Raw genomic sequence first — 17,528 nt, 5'->3', positions numbered from 1 at the left:
GACGTATAAAAACAGGGTTAGCGAACATGACAAAGAAGCATCTTGATACCACGCTGGTACAGGCAGGACGCAGCAAAAAATATACGCAGGGATCGGTCAACAGCGTGATTCAACGAGCCTCCTCGCTGGTGTTTGATACCGTTGAGGACAAAAAAATCGCCACGCGCAACCGCGCGAAAGGCGGGCTGTTTTATGGCCGTCGCGGCACGCTAACCCATTTTTCGCTGCAGGAGGCGATGTGCGAGCTGGAAGGCGGCGCGGGCTGCGCGCTGTTCCCGTGCGGGGCGGCGGCGGTCGCCAACACCATTCTGGCGTTTGTGGAACAGGGCGACCATATCCTGATGACCAACACCGCCTATGAACCCAGCCAGGACTTCTGCACCAAAATCCTCAGCAAGCTCGGCGTAACGACCGGCTGGTTCGACCCGCTGATTGGTGAAGGCATTGCCGAACTTATTCAGCCAAACACGCGCATTGTGTTCCTGGAATCGCCGGGATCGCTCACCATGGAAGTTCACGACGTGCCGGCCATCGTGAAGGCCGTACGCAGCAAAGCGCCAGAGGCGATCGTGATGATCGACAACACCTGGGCTGCAGGCGTGCTGTTTAAAGCCCTGGAATTCGACATTGATATCTCGATTCAGGCGGCGACGAAATACCTGATAGGCCACTCTGACGGCATGATTGGCACGGCGGTCTCCAACGCGCGCTGCTGGGATCAGCTGCGTGAAAATGCCTACCTGATGGGCCAGATGGTGGATGCAGACACGGCCTACATGACCAGCCGCGGACTACGCACGCTGGGCGTTCGCCTGCGTCAGCACCATGAAAGCAGCCTGAAGGTAGCCGAATGGCTGGCGCAGCATCCGCTGGTTGAGCGCGTAAATCATCCCGCGTTACCGGGAAGTAAAGGCCACGAATTCTGGCAACGTGACTTTACGGGCAGCAGCGGGTTGTTCTCATTCGTGCTGAAAAAACGGCTGAATAACGACGAGCTGGCGAGCTATCTGGATAATTTTACCCTCTTCAGCATGGCCTACTCGTGGGGCGGTTTTGAATCCCTGATCCTGCCTAATCAGCCGGAACAGGTTGCGGCTCTACGCCCCGGCGGTGAAGTAGACTTCAGCGGCACCCTGATTCGACTGCATATCGGTTTAGAAAATGTTGACGATCTGATTGCCGATTTAGCAGCAGGGTTCGAGCGTATCGTGTAGAGTGCTGGCTGAAAATGTACTCTCTGGACGCTTTTGTGGACACGGCAATGAGAAAAGTCTGCATGAGTTGCGCCCGGGATCAAACCCGACGGGCGAATAAGGGAGTACAATAGCGCTATATCTGCTGTTCCACAGGAAAGTCCATGGCTGTTATTCAAGATATTATCGCGGCGCTCTGGCAACACGACTTTGCCGCGCTGGCGGATCCTCACATCGTTGGTATCGTTTACCTCGTGATGTTCGCAACACTGTTTCTGGAAAATGGATTACTGCCAGCCTCGTTTTTACCCGGTGACAGCCTGCTTTTACTTGCCGGGGCGTTAATCGGGAAAGGCGTCATGGACTTCACGCCAACGATGGTTATTCTTACCTCCGCAGCCAGCCTGGGCTGCTGGCTGAGCTATCTGCAGGGCCGCTGGCTTGGGAATACTCGCGTCGTGAAAGGCTGGCTGGGGCAGTTACCGCATAAATATCATCAGCGTGCGACCTGCATGTTCGACAGGCACGGCCTGCTGGCATTGCTGGCGGGGCGTTTCCTGGCGTTTGTTCGCACGCTTCTGCCTACGATGGCGGGCATTTCCGGTCTGTCAAACCGCCGCTTCCAGTTTTTCAACTGGCTGAGCGCCCTGCTGTGGGTGGGCGTGGTCACGACGCTCGGCTATGCGCTAAATATGATCCCCTTTGTGAAACACCACGAAGATCAGGTGATGACCTTCCTGATGGTGCTACCGATGTTCCTGCTGGTGGCAGGGCTGGTGGGAACCATCGCGGTGGTAATTAAGAAGAAGTACTGCAGCGCGTGATGTCAATTGCCGGGTAGCGCTGCGCTTACCCGGCCTGTGTTTCCCCTCAAGCACCCTGCATCGTTCTGATACGTGACGCATCCTCTCCCGGCGTGACGCCAAAATAGCGCTTAAACTCCCGACTGAACTGCGACGCACTTTCGTAACCCACCCGCATCGCCGCCGCGCTGGCCTTCATGCCGTCGTGGATCATCAGCATCCGCGCCTTATGCAGCCGGTAGGTTTTAAGGTACTGCAGCGGGGAGGTGCTGGTCACCGACTTGAAGTTATGGTGAAACGCCGAAACGCTCATGTTCGCTTCCGCCGCCAGCTGGTCGACGCTGAGGTTTTCCGTGTACTGGCTTTCGATACGCTTGAGCACGCGGCTTATCAGGCTGAAGTGGGTCTGTCGGCTCACCAGAGCCAGTAACGCCCCGCCGCCCGGGCCCAGCAGCACATGGTAGAGAATTTCGCGGACAATCTGCTTGCCCAGAATGCGCGCGTCCAGCGGCCTTTCCATCACGTCCAGCAGACGTTCAATGGCGCAGAGGATCTCTTCCGAAAGCGTCGCCGAGTTAATCCCGCTCGACGCCATCGAAGGCTGGAAGAACTCATCTTCGCCTATCTCCATCAGCAGCTCCTGCAGCTGAAGAATATCGACGTTGACGCGAATACCGGCCAGCGGAACGGCCTCTGTCGCGAAGGTTTCACATTCGAAGGGTAAAGGTACCGTCAGGAGCAGATATTCATTGGTGTCGTAGCGGAACACGCGTTCGTTGATATAGCCAATTTTATGGCCCGAGAAGAGAAAAACGATGCCCGGCTGGTACATGACCGGCGTGCGCGTCCCGGGCTGCGTGCCATAAAGCAGGCGAATGTCAGGAAGCAGATCGCTGACGCCATTTTCTTTATCTATCAGTCTCTTAATCTGCGCAGTGAGCTGCTGGCAGATAGCCTCACGGTTCATCTTGCGTTACTCCGGGTACGTTTTTCGACGTTGACAGTGTGCGTCGTTTTCCGCGCTTTCTCCAGCGCTCTGTAGAAATGGGCAAGACATCGGCAGGAATGTGCATTGAGGGCGTAGCCCCGGACAGCCACAATGTGCAGCATCAGGTCGCCCTCAGCGCCACCACGGTTTTTCACCCACTAAAGGGAACGAGCAATGAACAACTTTAATCTTCACACCCCAACCCGCATTCTGTTTGGTAAAGACGCTATCGCCGATCTGCGCGCCCAGGTCCCTGCTGACGCCCGCGTACTGATCACCTACGGTGGTGGCAGCGTGAAAAAAACCGGCGTGCTGGATCAGGTTTACAGCGCCCTGGACGGTCTGGACGTGCGTGAGTTCGGCGGCATCGAGCCAAACCCGTCTTACGAAACGCTGATGAACGCGGTGAAAATCGCCCGCGAAGAAAACATTACTTTCCTGCTGGCCGTCGGCGGCGGCTCCGTGCTGGACGGCACCAAATTCATCGCGGCGGCAGCGCACTACGCTGACGGCATCGATCCGTGGCACATCCTTGAAACCCGCGGGAGCGACATCAAAAGCGCCATCCCGATGGGCTCCGTACTGACCCTGCCGGCCACCGGCTCTGAATCCAACAAGGGTGCGGTGATCTCCCGTAAAACGACCGGCGACAAGCAGGCCTTCATGAACGAACACGTTCAGCCTGTATTCGCCATCCTGGATCCGGTTTACACCTACACCCTGCCTGCGCGTCAGGTAGCGAACGGCGTAGTCGATGCCTTTGTTCATACCGTTGAGCAGTACGTCACGTATCCGGTAGATGCCAAAATTCAGGATCGCTTCGCGGAAGGCATTCTGCTGACGCTCGTCGAAGACGGCCCGAAAGCGCTGAAAGAGCCGGAAAACTACGACGTGCGTGCCAACGTCATGTGGGCGGCAACGCAGGCGCTTAACGGCCTGATCGGTGCTGGCGTGCCGCAGGACTGGGCAACCCATATGCTGGGCCACGAGCTGACGGCGATGCACGGTCTGGACCATGCTCAGACGCTGGCCGTTGTGCTGCCTGCGCTGTGGAACGAAAAGCGGGATACCAAGCGTGCCAAACTGCTGCAGTACGCAGAACGCGTGTGGAACATCACCGTAGGTTCTGACGACGCGCGTATTGATGCCGCCATCGAAGCGACCCGCAGCTTCTTTGAAGGTCTGGGCGTGCCAACGCGTCTCTCTGGCTACGGTCTGGACGGCAGCTCCATCCCTGCCCTGCTGGCGAAACTCGAAGAACACGGCATGACCCACCTGGGCGAGCACGGCGACATTACGCTGGACGTCAGCCGTCGCATCTACGAAGCGGCACGCTAAGCGTTTTTGCCCTCCCGACTTTCGTTTTTTGACATTTCGTCCAGACTTAATGCACATCCCATCGCCGGAGTCTCCCTCCGGCGATGCGCACCTGAAGGAGGAAAAATGGCAAACCAAACCGTAATCAAGCTGCAGGACGGCAACGTGATGCCCCAACTGGGGCTAGGTGTATGGAAAGCCGGTAACGACGAGGTCGTCTCCGCCATTCATAAAGCCCTGGAAGTCGGCTATCGGTCTATTGATACCGCTGCCGCATACAAGAACGAGGACGGCGTGGGTAAGGCACTTGCCAGCGCTGGCGTCCCCCGCGATGAGTTATTCATCACCACGAAACTGTGGAACGACGATCAAAAACGCCCCCGCGAAGCGCTGGAGGAGAGCCTGGAGAAACTCCAGCTCGATTTCGTCGATCTCTGGCTGATGCACTGGCCGGTTCCGGCTATCGACCACTACGTTGAGGCCTGGAAAGGGATGATTGAACTGCAGAAAGAGGGGCTGGTGAAAAGCATCGGCGTCTGTAACTTCCAGGTTCATCACCTGCAGCGACTGATTGACGAGACGGGCGTTACGCCGGTGATTAACCAGATCGAGCTGCACCCGCTGATGCAGCAGCGCCAGTTACACGCCTGGAACGCTACGCATAAAATCCAGACCGAGTCCTGGAGCCCGCTGGCGCAGGGCGGCGAAGGGGTGTTTGATCAAAAGATTATCCGTGAGCTGGCGGATAAATACGGTAAAACCCCGGCGCAAATCGTCATTCGCTGGCATCTCGACAACGGCCTGGTGGTCATTCCGAAATCGGTCACGCCGTCGCGCATCGCCGAAAACTTCGACGTCTGGGACTTCCGGCTGGATAAAGATGAGCTTGGTGAGATTGCGAAGCTGGATAAGGGTAAACGTTTAGGCCCGGATCCGGATCAGTTTGGCGGATAGATAAAAAACACCCCGGCTTGCCGGGGTGTTTATTTTACGCTTTACGTTTGGCTGGCTTCTTCATCGTCGCCCCACCGTTCGAACGCTGATGCACAATCGGCGTGTGCTTGGTCAGCGCCGGGCGCGTATTGCGGTTCTGGCGACGCGCTTCGCGCATCTCATCCAGCGTCGGAGCCGGTACCAGACAGTCGCGGCGCGAGCCGATCAGGTGTTTTTTACCCATCTCTTCCAGCGCCTGACGGATCAGCGGCCAGTTTTTCGGATCGTGGTAGCGCAGCAGCGCTTTATGCAGACGACGCTGTTTATCCCCTTTCGGCACCACCACCTCTTCACTCTTGTAGCCAATCTTACTCAGCGGGTTCTTGCCGGTGTAATACATGGTCGTCGAGTTGGCGAGCGGTGACGGATAGAAGTTCTGCACCTGATCCAGGCGGAAGCGACGCTGCTTCAGCCACAGCGCCAGGTTCACCATGTCCTCATCACGCGTGCCCGGGTGGGCGGAGATGAAGTATGGGATCAGATACTGCTCTTTACCCGCCTGCTTCGAATAGGTATCGAACAGCTCCTTAAAGCGATCGTAGCTGCCCATGCCCGGCTTCATCATCTTCGACAGCGGGCCTTCCTCGGTGTGCTCCGGCGCAATCTTCAGATAGCCGCCGACGTGGTGCGTCGCCAGCTCTTTGATGTAGCGCGGATCTTCCACGGCGATGTCGTAACGTACCCCGGAGGCTATCAGGATCTTCTTGATGCCCTTCAGGTCGCGCGCGCGGCGGTAGAGGTTGATCGTCGGCTCATGGTTGGTGTCCATATGCTCGCAAATGCTCGGATAGACACAGGAGAGGCGACGACAGGTTTGCTCCGCGCGCGGCGATTTGCAGCGCAGCATGTACATGTTCGCGGTTGGGCCGCCAAGGTCGGAAATCACGCCGGTAAAGCCCGGCACCGAGTCGCGAATCGCTTCGATCTCATTGATGATCGAATCTTCAGAGCGGCTCTGGATAATGCGCCCTTCGTGCTCGGTAATGGAGCAGAAGGAACAGCCGCCGAAGCAGCCGCGCATGATGTTGATCGAGAAGCGGATCATCTCATATGCCGGGATACGGGCGTTACCGTACGCCGGGTGCGGCACGCGCTTGTACGGCAGCGCAAAGACGCTGTCCATCTCTTCGGTGGAGAGCGGGATTGCCGGCGGGTTGATCCAGATAAAGCGCTCGCCGTGCTTCTGCATCAGCGCGCGGGCGCAGCCCGGGTTGGTTTCATGGTGCAGAATACGGGACGCGTGCGCGTAGAGCACCTTGTCGGCTTTCACCTTCTCGTAGGACGGCAGCAGCACGTAGGTCTTTTCCCACGGTTTCGGGCGCGGCGGCTGCACAACGATAGCCTTCGCTTCCGCTTTTTTCGGCTCAACCGGCTTGTTATCGGCACACGGCAGATCTTCGCCGTACGGGTGCGGGATCGGGTCGATTTTGCCCGGCATATCAATGATGCGGGAATCCACACCGCTCCAGCCCGGCAGCGCCTCTTTCACCATGATGGCGGTATTGCGCACGTCGCGGATGCTGCTCACCGGTTCACCCTGCGACAGACGGTGCGCCACTTCCACCAGCGGACGCTCGCCGTTACCGTAAATCAGCATGTCGGCTTTGGAATCCACCAGCACCGAGCGGCGTACGGTATCTGACCAGTAGTCGTAGTGGGCGGTGCGGCGCAGGCTCGCCTCGATGCCGCCCAGGATCACCGGCACGTCTTTCCAGGCTTCTTTACAGCGCTGGGTATAGACCAGGGTCGCGCGGTCGGGGCGTTTACCCGCCACGTTATCCGGCGTGTAGGCGTCGTCATGACGCAGCTTGCGGTCGGCGGTATAGCGGTTGATCATCGAGTCCATGTTGCCTGCGGTGACACCGAAGAACAGGTTCGGTTTACCCAGACGCATAAAGTCGTCTTTGCTGTTCCAGTCAGGCTGGGAGATGATCCCCACACGGAAGCCCTGCGCCTCAAGCATACGGCCACAGATGGCCATACCGAAGCTCGGATGGTCAACGTAGGCATCGCCCGTGACCAGAATGATGTCGCAGCTGTCCCAGCCCAGTTGGTCCATCTCTTCCCGGGACATCGGCAGGAATGGCGCCGGTCCAAAGCAGGCCGCCCAGTACTGGGGCCAGGAGAAGAGGTCACGATCCGGCTGGATCAGGGAAATTGCGCTCATAATGCTTCCGAAGAAAAAATAGACAAAAGGAGCGGGATTATACGCTGTTCATCCGCCAGATTTGAAGAAAAGGATGCCGGAAGCAGGCAGATATTCGGGGAAGTCGTTAAAATACGGCGCCCTGATAATTTTGAATCATAATATTCACTATATTTTCCGGTGATTTGCCCCGGAACGTGTTATTGCGCGGAGCTCTGTCGTGAAGCCCAACGATTCGTTACATGTATCCCAGCTGCGGGTTGTCCTTCATCTCTGCGGTTTTCTGGTTCTACTGTACAGCCTTTCTATGCTGCCGCCGATGGTTATCGCCCTGCTGAATAAAGAGCGGACCTACTTTGCCTTTCTGACCACCTTTTTAACCTTTTTTACTCTTGGAGGGCTAACCTGGCGTGCAACCCGTCACGCGGGAATACAGCTGCGCACCCGCGACGGGTTTGTGATTATCGTGCTGTTCTGGCTGCTGTTTTCATTCATTAGCGCCATGCCGCTCTGGATGGACGACGGGCTGCAGCTCTCCTTTGCCGACGCGCTCTTTGAAGGGGTTTCCGGGATCACCACCACCGGGGCAACGGTGATCGGGGACGTCAGCGCCCTGCCTAAGTCGTACCTTTATTACCGCGCTCAGCTGAATTTCATTGGCGGGTTAGGCGTCATCGTGCTGGCCGTCGCGGTCCTGCCGCTGCTGGGCATTGGCGGCATGAAGCTCTATCAGTCAGAGATGCCGGGGCCGTTCAAGGAGGAGCGTCTGACTCCCCGCCTTGCCGATACCGCGCGCACGCTGTGGGTGACCTACTTCGCGCTGGGCGTGGCCTGCACCCTGGCCTACTGGCTGGCGGGAATGTCATTTTTTGACGCCCTCTGTCACGGGCTGTCGACCGTGTCGCTGGGCGGGTTCTCCACCCGCAGCGAGAGCATTGGGTTTTATGACAGCCACGCGATTGAGCTGGTCGCCGGGGCGTTTTCACTGCTCTCCGCGTTCAACTTCACCCTCTGGTACGTCGCCATTGTCCGACGCACCCTGAAGCCGATTCGCCGCAGCCCTGAGGTGAGATTCTTTCTGAGCGCCGCCGCGGTGATTATTGTAATCACCGCCTGGCAGGTCTGGCATGCCGGGATGTACAACGCTACGGATAGCCTGGTGCACGCATTCTTCCTTGCCAGTTCAATGATGACCGATAACGGCCTTTCGACAGCCGATTATGCCCAATGGCCCGCACACACCATTTTCCTGCTGTTGAGCGCCAGCTTTTTTGGCGGCTGCGTAGGCTCGACCTGCGGCGGGATCAAAGCCCTGCGTTTTCTCATTATGTTCAAGCAGAGTATTCAGGAGATGAACCAGCTGGCGCATCCGAGAGCGCTGCTGAGCATTAAGGTGGGCAAAAGCGTGGTGAATGAACGCGTCCTGCGCTCGGTGTGGAGCTTCTTCTTTCTCTACGTGATGATCACGGGCTTTTTTGTCTGGGCGCTTAATCTGATGGGCTACGACCTGTTTACGTCATTCGCAACGGTTGCCGCCTGTATCAACAACATGGGGCTGGGGTTTGGCGAGACGGCGTCGACGTTCGGCACGTTAACAGAGGGGGCAAAACTGCTGATGTGCGCGGCGATGATCTTAGGGCGTCTGGAAATTTACCCGGTGCTGATTCTGTTCTCGCGCTTTTTCTGGCGGGCATAAACCATTCCCGGCGAACCGGGAATGTTGGGTTAAGGTGCGGGGTTGATCAGCATCTGCCCTACGGAGCCCCTGTCCATCATCTCCAGCGTCTGGCTGTGGAACAGGAACGGGAAGTGCGGCCACGAAGGCTGACCATAGTAGACAAGCAGTTCAACCTGACCGTCCACCCAGACGGTATCTTTCCAGCCGCGGTCTTCAGGGAACGGCATCGCTCCGTTGACGTTGCGGATCAGGAATGCCACCCCTTCAATATGGAACGACTGCGGCATATCTGAACGGACCGTCCAGCGCTCCCAGGTGCCCTGCTGCGCGGTAATGTCGATGCGGTTGACGTCCCACAGCGCGCCGTTGATCCCCGGATCGTCGCCCAGGCTGATATCACGGCTGCGCACCGGCGAGCCGCTCATGATCTCCTGCGGCAGCAGGCGCATTGGCAGGCTATCGGTCACCAGCGGCAGCAGACCGGTCGGGCGCAGGGTCAGCACCAGGGTCGAGACAAGAATGCTCGACGGTTCAAAGAACCCGCGAATACGGTCAACAATGCTCGCCGCTTCACCGCAGGTTAGCGACACTTCATCCCCGTTGGTCATGTCCACGAGAATTTCGCGACGTTCACCCGGCGAGAGCGCCAGCTGTTTGACGGACACCGGGGCCGGTAAAAAGCCCTGGTCGCCCGAGATCACGTGCAGCGGACGGCCATCGCTCATTTGCAGCTGATAGCGGCGCGAGTTAGACGCGTTGAGCAGGCGCAGGCGCACCCAGCCGCGCGAAACTTCCACATACGGGCTTTGCGCGCCGTTGACCAGCAGCGTATCGCCGACAAAGCCACCGCTGCCTGGCTCGCTGTATTCTGGCGTACCGAAATTATCCAGACGTTTGTCCTGGATGATAATCGGGAAATCATCCACGCCGTAGTGGTTCGGGATCGGCAGAGATTTGCTGACCTCATCTTCCACCAGCCACATTCCGGCCAGGCCGTTATAAACCTGCTGCGCCGTACGGTTAGGCGTGTTGGCGTGATACCAAAGGGTGGCCGCGCTCTGGCGAATCGGCAGAACCGGCGCCCAGTCGGCGCTGGGTGACATCATTCGCGCCGCGCCGCCAATCAACGGGCCAGGCACCTGTAAGCCGCTGATGGTCATGGCGACATTTTCAGGGGTACGGTTACTGTAGATGAGCTTTACGTCATCGCCATTCCACACGCGTATGGTCGGCCCAAGGTAACGTCCGTTAATGCCCCAGACCGGCGCGCGCGTCCCCTGGGTAAAGGACCAGTGGCTACGCTGCAGCGTCAGGAAAAGCGGCTGACCGCGACGAGATTCAATTAATGGCGGAATGGGCAGCGGCTGTTGCTGCCCGGCGGCGCTGGCTGTCAGCGGCATCGCACCCGCACAAAGGGCGATCCCCGAAGCCTGAATAAACTGACGCCGACTGAGTGACATATAAGCTCCATCTGAAACGACTAACAACGCGGGAATTCGTTTTCCCTTCAACGCCGGATTAAATCTTACCGGCGGCTTCTCTCTCTGCGACTTCTTTGTCGAGCTGCGCAATATGCTGAGCCATCAGCTCACGGCAGTGCGCTGCCAGCTCGCGCACCTGGTCTTTACCGTATTTGCTGGTATCGACGGGTGGCAGCATTTCGACAATCACCAGCCCGTTATTCAGGCGGTTAAGATTAATCTTATTCGAAGTATTGGAAACGCACACAGGAATAATTGGAACACCTGCCGCAATTGCGGCATGAAACGCCCCGGTTTTAAACGGCAGCAGGCCGCGGCCGCGGCTGCGCGTTCCTTCCGGGAACATCCAGATTGAGATTTTGCGCTTTTTAAAATGATTCACCACTTCCGCAATGGTGCTGTGTGCTTTCGCGCGGTTGTTACGGTCGATCAGCAGGTTACCGGTTAGCCAGTAAAGCTGGCCAAAAAACGGGATCCACAGCAGGCTTTTTTTCCCCACCGTCACGGTCGGTGGAAGCACGATATTTGCGGCGGTCACCATATCGTAATTGTTCTGATGGTTGGCGATATAGATGGCGTTACCGAAATTCTCCGCCCCTTCCGGCAGACGTTTTTCAACCTTCAGACCAAACAGCGGCGCAAGACGACCGAACATATGGCCAAAGGTGGCAACATGCTTCGGATTACGCGGACTGAACAGGCAGTAGATGCAGCCGAAAATACAGACCAGAATGCAGTAGATAACGGTAAGAATAAGACGAACAATATATAGCATAGCGACCTCTGAAGCCCCAACAGCTGACAATTATACTTCACCTGTGGCCAGGTAAGGACTTTATTACGAGCGCGTATTGTTAATCGCAACGCACGAATTAACAACGATTTTACGGGAAATTTTATTGAAACTCCCCCTCCGGGCAGAGGGGGATATCACGACATTACTCTTCGCTGTCACCCGCGGTGCTGCGTGCAGGAGAGTCAATCTCCACGCGGTCGATGCGCTGCAGGCCGCGCATCAGCGAGCCGCGGCGACCGCGCTCACCCACCACTTTCTGCAGCTCTTCCGGACGAAGCTTGATCTTACGCTTGCCGACGTGAATGGTCAGCGTGCTCTGCGGCGGCAGGAGGAAGAGGTGCGCCAGGCTATCTTCGCCTTTCGCGGCTTCCGCCGACGGGATGTTGATGATCTTGTTGCCCTTGCCTTTAGACAGCTCCGGCAGATCGCTGACCGGGAACATCAGCATACGCCCGGCGGTGGTGATCGCCAGCAGCATGTCGCTTTCGTTCTCGATCACCAGCGGCGCCATCACGTGGGCGTTGTCCGGCAGGCTAATCAGCGCCTTACCGGCACGGTTACGGGAGACCAGGTCGTTAAAGGTACAGATAAAGCCGTAGCCCGCATCGGACGCCAGCAGCAGCTTCTGGTCATCGGCTTCCATCAGCATATGGTCAACCGTCGCCCCCGGCGGCAGCGTCAGCTTGCCGGTGAGCGGCTCGCCCTGCCCGCGCGCGGAAGGCAGCGTAATCGGGTCGATGGCGTAGCTGCGGCCGGTGGAGTCGATAAACGCCACCGGCTGGTTGCTCTTGCCTTTCACCGCCGCTTTGAAGCTGTCGCCCGCTTTGTAGCTCAGGCCCGGCGCGTCGATATCGTGGCCTTTGGCGCTGCGCACCCAGCCGCTCTGCGACAGAACAATGGTCACCGGCTCGGACGGCTGCATGTCGTGCTCGTTCATCGCCTTCGCCTCTTCGCGCTCGTGCAGCGGAGAACGACGGTCGTCGCCGAAGGCATCGGCATCGGCCTGCAGCTCTTTCTTCAGCAGGGTGTTCATCTTGCGCTCGGACGCGAGGATCGCCTGCAGCTGATCGCGCTCTTTTTCCAGCTCGTTCTGCTCGCCGCGAATCTTCATCTCTTCCAGCTTGGCGAGATGGCGCAGCTTCAGCTCGAGGATCGCTTCGGCCTGGGTTTCGCTGATGCCAAAGCGCGACATCAGCGCCGGCTTCGGCTCGTCCTCGGTACGGATGATCTCAATCACTTCATCGATATTGAGGAACGCCACCAGCAAACCCTCGAGGATATGCAGGCGCTTAAGCACTTTCTCCAGACGATGGTTCAGACGACGACGGACCGTATCGCGGCGGAAGGTCAGCCATTCGGTGAGGATCTCCAGCAGGTTTTTCACCGCCGGGCGTCCGTCGAGGCCAATCATGTTCAGGTTGATGCGGTAGCTTTTTTCCAGATCGGTGGTGGCGAACAGGTGGTTCATCACCTGCTCCATGTCCACGCGGTTGGAGCGCGGCACGATCACCAGACGGGTCGGGTTCTCGTGATCCGATTCGTCGCGCAGGTCGTCCACCATCGGCAGCTTTTTATTGCGCATCTGGGAGGCGATCTGCTCCAGCACTTTGGCACCGGAAACCTGATGCGGCAGCGCGGTGATCACCACGGCGCCGTCCTCTTTATTCCACACCGCGCGCATACGCACGGAGCCGCGACCGTTCTGGTAGATTTTGCGGATTTCCGCGCGCGAGGTGATGATCTCGGCTTCGGTCGGGAAATCTGGCCCCTGCACGATATCCAGCAGCTCGTCGAGCGTCGCTTTCGGCTGCTCGATCAGGGTAATGGCGGCTTTCGCCACTTCACGCAGGTTGTGCGGCGGAATGTCCGTCGCCATACCGACCGCGATACCGGTGGTGCCGTTCAGCAGAATGTTCGGCAGACGCGCAGGCAGCATCTTCGGCTCCTGCATCGTACCGTCGAAGTTTGGCACCCAGTCAACGGTTCCCTGACCCAGCTCGCCCAGCAGCACTTCGGCATATTTAGAGAGGCGGGATTCGGTATAACGCATCGCCGCGAAGGATTTCGGATCGTCCGGCGCACCCCAGTTCCCCTGCCCGTCCACCAGCGGATAGCGGTAAGAGAACGGCTGCGCCATCAGCACCATCGCTTCATAACAGGCGCTATCGCCGTGCGGATGGTATTTACCCAGTACGTCACCGACGGTACGGGCGGATTTCTTGAACTTGGCGGTGGCGTTCAGCCCCAGTTCGGACATCGCATAGACGATGCGGCGCTGAACGGGCTTCAGGCCATCCCCGATAAACGGCAACGCCCTGTCCATGATGACGTACATGGAGTAGTTCAGGTAGGCGTTTTCCGTGAATTCATGTAGCGCGAGGCGCTCTGCCATATCGCTCATTACGTGTGATTCCTCAACTCAGAAACCGAAGGGTTTCAGGCAATATTGCCGCAGATACTACCTCATCTGATGAATTGAGTCACAAAGAAAAAGGGCCGCTTATGCGGCCCATTTCGGGTTATTTGTTTAGCTTGATGACCTGCTTCACGTCGATTTCAAACTCGTTCCAGTCTTTATCGACTTTACCCTGCAGTTCGACCTTATCCTGCGGGGTGACGGTTACGCCGTTCCAGCGCTTGTGGTCGATCTCAACCACTACCGTGCCGGACTCATCGCGGAAGGTGTAACGATCATCGGACAGGCGCTCGGTGATGTTCCCGCGCAGCTTTACCCAGGCATCGTCTTTCAGATCCTTCACTTTTGCCGCGGTGGTGAGGTTGGCGTTGTTATCGACAAAACCGCCCTGCTGGGTTTGCGTCTGGGTCGCGGTTGCAGACGGGCCGCTAAATCCGCCCTGCGCAGCAAAAACAGGGGCAGTGGTCATCATCATGATGGCAGCAATTGCAGCGAATTTTTTCATATTAATCTCTCCCTTTAATGTGGTTTCGTAGTCCATTAAACAGGGTAATCCTTAACAACTTCTTAAGGGAAAAATTTATTTATTATTGCTGTACAGCAGGCGCTTACAGAGGGTTTACTGACGACATCAAGGAGGGAATATGCGCATTTTACTGGTAGAAGACGACAGGTTAATCGGCGACGGTATCAAGGCGGGGTTAAGCAAAATGGGCTTTAGCGTGGACTGGTTTACCGACGGAAAAACCGGTCAGTCCGCGCTCTCCTCTGCGCCCTATGATGCCGTGGTGCTGGATCTGACGCTGCCGGAAATTGACGGTCTGGAGATCCTGCGCGCGTGGCGCGAAAGCGGTCGCAGCGAGCCGGTACTGATTCTGACGGCGCGGGATGCGCTTAACCAGCGCGTCGAAGGGCTACGTCTTGGGGCGGATGATTATCTCTGTAAGCCGTTCGCGCTGATCGAAGTGGGTGCCCGCCTCGAAGCGCTGGTCCGCCGCAGCCACGGCCAGGCGCGTAGCGAGCTGCGTCACGGGAAGGTCACGCTCGATCCGACCCGTCTCGTCGCCACGCTGGACGGTGAGCCGCTGACGCTCAAGCCGAAAGAGTTCGCGCTGCTGGAGCTGTTAATGCGTAACGCTGGTCGGGTGCTGCCGCGAAAGCTGATCGAGGAAAAGCTTTATACATGGGACGACGACGTCTCCAGCAACGCCATTGAGGTTCACGTCCATCATTTGCGCCGCAAGCTTGGGAGCGAGTTTATCCGCACCGTGCACGGCATCGGCTACACCCTGGGTGACGCATGAAACTGAGCCTGAAGCTGCGCCTGACGATTCTCTTTTTACTTCTCTCTCTGACGGCCTGGTTTGCCGCCAGCCTGGTCGCCTGGCAGCAGACGACCCACAAGCTCGACAAGCTGTTCGATACCCAGCAGATGCTGTTTGCCAAACGGCTGCTGACGATGGATCTGGACGAGATCCGCGCCCCCGAACGCATGCGCGAGATCCCGAAAAAAGTGAAGCACGGTCGCCTGGACGACGACGCGCTGGCTTTCGCCATTTACGCCGTCGACGGCAAAATGCTCCTCAACGACGGTGAAAACGGACGCGATATACCGTACCACTATCGCCGCGACGGGTTCGATAACGGGCAGCTACAGGGCGACAACGACGAGTGGCGTTTTTTATGGCTGACCTCACCTGACGGGAAGTACCGCGTGGTGGTCGGCCAGGAGTGGGAGTATCGTCAGGAGATGGCGCTGGACGTGGTCAGCTCGCAGCTGACCCCCTGGCTGGTGGCGCTGCCCGTGATGTTGCTCTTGCTGATTTTCCTCCTGAGTCGGGAGCTGAAGCCGCTGAAAAAGCTGGCGCAGACCCTGCGCTCCCGCTCGCCGGATGCCACCGATAAACTGCCGACGGAGGGTGTCCCGACGGAAGTGCGTCCCCTGCTTGATTCGCTGAATCATCTCTTCGCGCGCACCCAGGAGATGATGACCCGCGAGCGCCGCTTTACGTCCGATGCCGCCCACGAGTTGCGCAGCCCGCTGGCGGCACTGAAGGTGCAAACTGACGTGGCGCAGCTCTCTCATGACGATCCGCAGGCGCGGGAAAAGGCGCTGATGCAGCTGCATGCGGGCATCGACCGCGCTTCCCGGCTGGTGGATCAGCTCCTCACGCTGTCGCGTCTGGACTCGCTGGATAACCTTGACGATGTCGAACCGATTCCCCTGGCCGACTTGCTGCAGTCGGCCGTGCTGGATATCTGGCATCCGGCGCAGCAGGCGGGCATTGATATTCGCCTGAATATCCATGCACCAGAGGTGACACGCACGGGCCAGCAGCTGCTCCTGAGCCTTCTGGTGCGCAACCTGCTGGATAATGCGATTCGCTACAGCCCGCGCGGCAGCGTGGTGGACGTGACGCTGGAGGCGCGTAGCTTTACCGTGCGCGACAACGGCCCCGGCATTTCACCGGACGCGCTGGTGCGCATCGGCGAGCGCTTTTATCGCCCGCCGGGTCAGGATGCCACGGGCAGCGGGCTGGGGTTATCCATTGTAAAACGCGTCGCCGCCCTGCACGGAATGCGCGTTTCGCTGAGCAATGCGCCTGAAGGCGGTTTTGAAGCGAAGGTCAGCTGGTAGGGATTATTGCGTTTAACGCAAAAGACTTTGCACATTTTGCTCATTTTTCCGTTCCGTCCTCGCGCGTAGAATACTCGCCATACTCTCATCATCGAGGACAACTAATGAGCAACATCCTGATTATCAACGGTGCAAAAGAATTTGCGCACTCTAAAGGCCAGCTGAATGACACCCTGACCGAGGTCGCGGACGGTTTCCTGCGCGACGCCGGGCATGATGTTAAGGTCGTGCGTGCAGACAGCAATTATGACGTGAAGGCCGAAGTGCAGAACTTCCTGTGGGCTGACGTGGTGATCTGGCAGATGCCAGGCTGGTGGATGGGCGCGCCGTGGACCGTGAAAAAATACATGGACGATGTGTTCACCGAAGGTCACGGCTCACTGTATGCCAGCGATGGCCGCACCCGCTCTGACGCCTCCAAAAAATACGGCTCGGGCGGCCTGATTCAGGGCAAAAAATATATGCTCTCCCTGACCTGGAACGCACCGCTGGAAGCCTTCACCGAGAAAGATCAGTTCTTCGAAGGCGTGGGCGTCGACGGTGCGTACCTGCCGTTCCACAAGGCTAACCAGTTCCTGGGCATGGATCCGCTGCCGACCTTTATCGTCAACGACGTGATTAAAATGCCTGATGTCCCGAGCTATATCGCAGAATATCGCAAGCATCTCGCGGAAATTTTTGCTTAACTGGTAGCCTGGAATTAAAGGAGTAGTAAACATGCTTACCGTAATCGCAGAAATCCGTACTCGTCCAGGTCAACATCACCGCCAGGCGGTGCTGGATCAGTTCGCGAAAATTATCCCGACCGTACTGAAAGAAGAAGGCTGCCACGGCTACGCGCCGATGGTCGATGCCGCCACTGACGCCAGCTTCCAGGCGACCGCGCCAGACTCGATCATCATGGTTGAGCAGTGGGAAACCGTCGCGCACCTTGAAGCGCACCTGCAGACCCCGCACATGAAAGCGTGGAGCGACGCGGTGAAGGGTGACGTGCTGGAAACCCACATCCGCATTCTGGAGCAAGGGGTTTAAGTTTCCCCTCACCCTGCCCTCTCCCGAAAGGAGAGGGAGAACAGATC

The 17,528-nt window shown here is 57.9% G+C and carries 15 protein-coding genes; 9 read left to right on the top strand and 6 right to left on the bottom strand.

What is annotated here, in order from left to right:
- Positions 1 to 26: 26 nt before the first annotated feature.
- Both metC and yghB read left to right on the top strand, forming a co-directional pair.
- On the top strand, positions 27 to 1,214 hold the full coding sequence (gene metC / locus LA04_RS00800; protein WP_047650133.1) for a cystathionine beta-lyase: 1,188 nt from the start codon (positions 27 to 29) through the stop codon (positions 1,212 to 1,214).
- Between the two features lie 143 nt (positions 1,215 to 1,357).
- The gene (gene yghB / locus LA04_RS00795; protein WP_047650131.1) at positions 1,358 to 2,017 is read left to right on the top strand and encodes a DedA family general envelope maintenance protein YghB; all 660 of its coding nucleotides are present in this window, start codon (positions 1,358 to 1,360) and stop codon (positions 2,015 to 2,017) included.
- A gap of 46 nt (positions 2,018 to 2,063) precedes the next feature.
- Here yghB and LA04_RS00790 read toward each other — a convergent pair whose 3' ends face one another.
- The gene (locus LA04_RS00790) at positions 2,064 to 2,963 is read right to left on the bottom strand and encodes an AraC family transcriptional regulator (protein WP_047650129.1); all 900 of its coding nucleotides are present in this window, start codon (positions 2,961 to 2,963) and stop codon (positions 2,064 to 2,066) included.
- Between the two features lie 195 nt (positions 2,964 to 3,158).
- Between LA04_RS00790 and yqhD the strand changes: the two genes are divergently transcribed.
- Positions 3,159 to 4,322 (top strand): alcohol dehydrogenase, encoded by a 1,164-nt coding sequence (gene yqhD / locus LA04_RS00785; protein WP_047650128.1) that lies wholly within the window; start codon positions 3,159 to 3,161, stop codon positions 4,320 to 4,322.
- A 105-nt stretch (positions 4,323 to 4,427) separates the two neighbouring features.
- Positions 4,428 to 5,255, top strand: coding sequence for a 2,5-didehydrogluconate reductase DkgA (dkgA, locus tag LA04_RS00780; RefSeq protein ID WP_047650127.1), 828 nt, complete (start codon positions 4,428 to 4,430; stop codon positions 5,253 to 5,255).
- Positions 5,256 to 5,289: 34 nt separating this feature from the next.
- Here the strand turns inward: dkgA and LA04_RS00775 are convergent, their stop codons facing one another.
- Positions 5,290 to 7,461: a YgiQ family radical SAM protein gene (locus LA04_RS00775; protein WP_047650125.1), complete on the bottom strand. Its 2,172-nt coding sequence runs from the start codon at positions 7,459 to 7,461 to the stop codon at positions 5,290 to 5,292.
- 199 nt (positions 7,462 to 7,660) lie between these two features.
- Between LA04_RS00775 and LA04_RS00770 the strand changes: the two genes are divergently transcribed.
- Entirely contained in the window at positions 7,661 to 9,136 is a 1,476-nt protein-coding gene (locus tag LA04_RS00770; RefSeq protein ID WP_047650123.1) for a TrkH family potassium uptake protein, read from the top strand.
- A gap of 29 nt (positions 9,137 to 9,165) precedes the next feature.
- Here the strand turns inward: LA04_RS00770 and ftsP are convergent, their stop codons facing one another.
- From ftsP to LA04_RS00750, 4 genes are all read right to left on the bottom strand, one after another.
- Entirely contained in the window at positions 9,166 to 10,578 is a 1,413-nt protein-coding gene (gene ftsP, locus LA04_RS00765; protein ID WP_047650121.1) for a cell division protein FtsP, read from the bottom strand.
- 58 nt (positions 10,579 to 10,636) lie between these two features.
- Positions 10,637 to 11,374, bottom strand: coding sequence for a 1-acylglycerol-3-phosphate O-acyltransferase (gene plsC / locus LA04_RS00760; RefSeq protein WP_029740707.1), 738 nt, complete (start codon positions 11,372 to 11,374; stop codon positions 10,637 to 10,639).
- Between the two features lie 163 nt (positions 11,375 to 11,537).
- Complete coding sequence (gene parC / locus LA04_RS00755) at positions 11,538 to 13,796, bottom strand: DNA topoisomerase IV subunit A (protein WP_047650119.1); 2,259 nt, start codon at positions 13,794 to 13,796, stop codon at positions 11,538 to 11,540.
- A gap of 118 nt (positions 13,797 to 13,914) precedes the next feature.
- On the bottom strand, positions 13,915 to 14,316 hold the full coding sequence (locus tag LA04_RS00750) for a YgiW/YdeI family stress tolerance OB fold protein (protein WP_047650368.1): 402 nt from the start codon (positions 14,314 to 14,316) through the stop codon (positions 13,915 to 13,917).
- 139 nt (positions 14,317 to 14,455) lie between these two features.
- On the opposite strand from LA04_RS00750, the gene qseB reads away from it, so the two are divergent.
- The 4 genes from qseB (at position 14,456) to LA04_RS00730 (ending at position 17,481) form a co-directional block, all read left to right on the top strand.
- Complete coding sequence (gene qseB / locus LA04_RS00745; protein ID WP_047650117.1) at positions 14,456 to 15,115, top strand: quorum sensing response regulator transcription factor QseB; 660 nt, start codon at positions 14,456 to 14,458, stop codon at positions 15,113 to 15,115.
- Positions 15,112 to 16,449, top strand: coding sequence for a quorum sensing histidine kinase QseC (gene qseC / locus LA04_RS00740; protein WP_047650115.1), 1,338 nt, complete (start codon positions 15,112 to 15,114; stop codon positions 16,447 to 16,449). The genes qseB and qseC overlap by 4 nt, the downstream gene beginning before the upstream one ends.
- Positions 16,450 to 16,553: 104 nt before the next feature.
- On the top strand, positions 16,554 to 17,135 hold the full coding sequence (locus LA04_RS00735; RefSeq protein ID WP_047650114.1) for an NAD(P)H-dependent oxidoreductase: 582 nt from the start codon (positions 16,554 to 16,556) through the stop codon (positions 17,133 to 17,135).
- A gap of 31 nt (positions 17,136 to 17,166) precedes the next feature.
- Positions 17,167 to 17,481, top strand: coding sequence for a putative quinol monooxygenase (locus LA04_RS00730; protein ID WP_032640570.1), 315 nt, complete (start codon positions 17,167 to 17,169; stop codon positions 17,479 to 17,481).
- The last annotated feature ends 47 nt before the right edge of the window (positions 17,482 to 17,528 follow it).

It is taken from the genome of Enterobacter sp. UCD-UG_FMILLET (genome assembly GCF_000762975.1).
GTDB classification, from domain to species: Bacteria; Pseudomonadota; Gammaproteobacteria; order Enterobacterales; family Enterobacteriaceae; genus Enterobacter; species Enterobacter dykesii.
This window is presented reverse-complemented; position numbering and strand designations above follow the sequence as displayed.